This window comes from Nocardia sp. NPDC003345 (assembly GCF_053589395.1).
The window spans coordinates 1-3,288 of sequence record NZ_JBSFRU010000482.1 but is presented as its reverse complement, the minus strand read 5'-3'; the positions used below and the strand labels follow the sequence as shown (position 1 = coordinate 3,288).

Sequence of the window (3,288 nt, the reverse complement as noted above, 5' to 3'; positions counted from 1 at the left end):
GCGGCCAAGCAGCGTTCGGCGGAACAGGGAGCGTCGGCCGAATGACCTGTTGACCCCCAGCGTATGAACCTGATTTCTCACTCCCGTCGCAGTAATCCCACTGGTCCCGCTAAGCTTCAAGGAGCACGTGCGTGTCTGTTCCGCCGGTGGGGAAGCCGGCGGCGCGGACGTGCCGGAGGTCAGTGGTGCGATGATGTCTTCGAACAAGATGTCCGCTAACAGCGGCGGTGGTTCTTCGCCAGGACAATCGATACTCGGCGGTGGTACGCAATTTCTCACCGTCGCCGAGGTGGCGAATTTGATGAGAGTTTCCAAGATGACGGTGTACCGGCTGGTGCACTCGGGCGAGTTACCGGCGGTACGCGTCGGTAGATCGTTCCGGGTGCATGCCAAGGCGGTGCACGATTATCTGGAGACGTCATATTTCGATGCCGGGTGAAGGCGGTTACCGGCGCCGCCCGGCGGGCCGGTAACATCAACCCTCGCTGTGTTGGATCGGTGGCTTGCCGCGGCCCTGTCGTGGTCGGGCGCGGCCGCCGTCTGCAGGGCCGAGGGTCCGCCCCGGGTGGGCTGGGAGTTTTCGGCCGCCAAGCAACCGGGCATACGACCGGATAGTTGACGTAAGCGAGCGCGTGCACGCGCCGAGGAGAGAACGCGAGGACACCCTATGGGTTCTGTGATCAAGAAGCGCCGCAAGCGCATGTCGAAGAAGAAGCACCGCAAGCTGCTTCGTCGTACCCGCGTGCAGCGGCGCAAACTCGGCAAGTAAGCGCAACTCGCGCGTCGCGATCCACGAAACCCGCTACCATTCGGTGGCGGGTTTTCGTTCGTTTCGATCGACTGAAGTCGGTGTTAGGTCCCCGTTAAGAAGCCTGGGGCAGGGCTGGGGGCCGTTACGCTGGTATTCGGAACTGATGAGCGGGGGATCGATGCTCGAGGTGGATTGGTCCGGTGCAGATGGACACTGACGCGAACGGCGAATACCGGCCCCGAATCGTGCTGGTGACCGGTGCCAGCCGGTTCTTCGGCGGCAATGTCGTCTGCTCGCTGGTCTCCGATCCCGGGATCGAACGCGTGATCGCGGTCGACGTACTCACCCCGAGCCCCCCGTTGCGGCGGCGGATGGGCCGCGCCGAGTTCGTGCGCGCCGATATCCGGAACCCGTTGATCCGTAAGGTCATCGAGCGTTATCAGGTCGATACCGTAGTGCATACCGCGGTGCTGTCGCAGCCGCCGTCGGGCGGCGGCCGGGCCGCGATGAAGGATATGAACGTCCTGGGCGCGATGCAACTGTTCGCGGTCTGCCAGAAATCACCCACCGTGCGCCGGGTGGTGTTGCGATCGACTTCCGGGGTATACGGGGGCAGTGCCAAGGATCCAGCGAAGTTCACCGAGGAAATGAGCGCTCGGAGGGCCCCGGGCGGATGGTTCGCGCGCGATCTGATCGAGATCGAAGGCTTCGCGCGCGGACTGGCCCGGCGCCGTCCGGATATCAATGCCATAACATTGCGCCTCGCGCCGATCGTGGGGCCGGGCCTCGGTGGCCGCGCCGCGCAACTGTTGCGTTCGCCGATCACTCCCACGGTGCTCGGACGGGACGCACGCATGCAGTTCCTGCACGAAGAGGATGCGGTCGCAGCCCTCGTCCACGCCACCCGGTCCGGTCCGGGTGGCACCTACAACGTCGCCGGCGACGGCGCGCTATCGCTTTCCCAAGCGGTGCGTCGTGCCGGAAGGGTCGCGGTACCGGTACCGTGGTCAGTGTTCCGCACCGTCGGCCGGACCCTGATGGGCCCGGTTATGCGTGATTTCAGTTCCGAGCAGCTCGACTATTTCCTTTTCGGTTGTGGTCTGGATACGACGCGAATGCGCGCCGAACTCGGTTTCGAGCCGCGCTGGACGACGGTACAGGCGTTCGACGACTTCACCGGGGGCGCAGCGTTGCGGCCCGTAGTCGATCCATCGTGGATCGACGCCGCAGAAAACAAACTGCTCGGCCTTCTCGGGGCCGATACGGGAGCACATACATGAACGACGTCGCCAAAGTCATTCGGCTGCAAGATCTCAACACTGTGCCGCGGCAACGACCCACGGCCCGCAACTGGGCCGGTCCCGCGGACAGTTCGGTGACCTCGCTGACGGACCGTCTCAGTCCGCCGACCCCGCCCGCGCCGCGTTCGACGGCCGACCTGGTACGTGACGCCGTCGGTAAGCAGATCGGCCGGACCGCCGATTTCGCCCGCCGCCGGCTCACCGGCGACTACCAGGTCGACGAATTCGGATTCGACGAACACCTCCTGGAATCCGTCCTGCTCCCCGCCCTGCGCCCACTCGCGGACAACTGGTTCCGGGTCCAGGTCAGCGGGATGGAGAACATTCCCGAGGCCGGTGGCGCGCTGATCGTCGCCAACCACGCCGGCACGATCCCCCTCGACGGCCTGATGCTGCAGCTCGCCGTCCACGACAGCCATCCCAAGCAGCGCGCCCTGCGCCTGCTCGCGGCCGACCTGGTCTTCGAGGTGCCGATGCTGGGCGCCCTCGCCCGCAAGGCCGGCCACACCCTGGCCTGCCGCCCCGACGCCGAACGCCTGCTGCGCTCGGGCGAACTCACCGGCGTATTCCCGGAAGGATTCAAAGGGGTCGGCAAGAAATACGCGGACCGCTACAAACTGCAACGCTTCGGCCGCGGCGGCTTCGTCGCCGCAGCCGTCAAGGCCGGTGTCCCGATCATCCCGTGCTCGATCGTCGGCTCCGAAGAGATCTACCCCAAACTCGCCGATATCAAGCCCCTCGCCCGCCTGCTCGGCCTGCCCTACTTCCCGGTGACCCCCACCTTCCCGCACCTGGGCCCCCTGGGCGCCATCCCGCTGCCCTCGAAGTGGTACATCGAATTCGGCACCCCCATCTCCACCACCGACTACGTGGCCGAAGACGCCGACGACCCGATGCTCATGTTCGAGGTCACCGACCAGGTCCGCGAAACCATCCAGCAAACCCTCTACAAACTCCTGATAAAGCGCCGAAACACCTTCATGGGCTGAGATGTTGGAGCGCGTCCTTCGGGAAGGCGAGTTCGGATCTGCCCGGCTGCGAAGGGGGTTCGGGGGCGACCCTCCGCGACGGGTGAGTTCGGGGGGTGGTGAAACCTTTGCGACGAGTGAGTCCGGGGTGGTGGCCCCTTCGGGGAGGGTGAGTTCGGGGGTGACCCTCCGCGGAGGTGAGTTGGGATGTGCCCCTCCGCGAAGGGGCGGGCTGTAATTTTGGAGCGCCTCCGGCGCTCGAGGGTGG

General features: G+C 65.6%; 4 protein-coding genes. All 4 read left to right on the top strand.

Annotation, left to right across the window (positions count from 1 at the left end; genetic code table 11):
* The first annotated feature begins 190 nt into the window (after positions 1 to 190).
* The 4 genes from ACWDU1_RS30970 to ACWDU1_RS30955 all read left to right on the top strand — a co-directional run bounded on the left by ACWDU1_RS30970 (position 191) and on the right by ACWDU1_RS30955 (position 3,041).
* Positions 191 to 439, top strand: coding sequence for a helix-turn-helix domain-containing protein (locus ACWDU1_RS30970; protein ID WP_030525584.1), 249 nt, complete (start codon positions 191 to 193; stop codon positions 437 to 439).
* Between the two features lie 228 nt (positions 440 to 667).
* Positions 668 to 769 (top strand): 30S ribosomal protein bS22, encoded by a 102-nt coding sequence (locus ACWDU1_RS30965; protein WP_003402602.1) that lies wholly within the window; start codon positions 668 to 670, stop codon positions 767 to 769.
* Positions 770 to 957: 188 nt separating this feature from the next.
* Complete coding sequence (locus tag ACWDU1_RS30960; protein WP_450003914.1) at positions 958 to 2,031, top strand: NAD-dependent epimerase/dehydratase family protein; 1,074 nt, start codon at positions 958 to 960, stop codon at positions 2,029 to 2,031.
* On the top strand, positions 2,028 to 3,041 hold the full coding sequence (locus ACWDU1_RS30955; protein ID WP_450003913.1) for a lysophospholipid acyltransferase family protein: 1,014 nt from the start codon (positions 2,028 to 2,030) through the stop codon (positions 3,039 to 3,041). The genes ACWDU1_RS30960 and ACWDU1_RS30955 overlap by 4 nt, the downstream gene beginning before the upstream one ends.
* Positions 3,042 to 3,288: the final 247 nt, after the last annotated feature.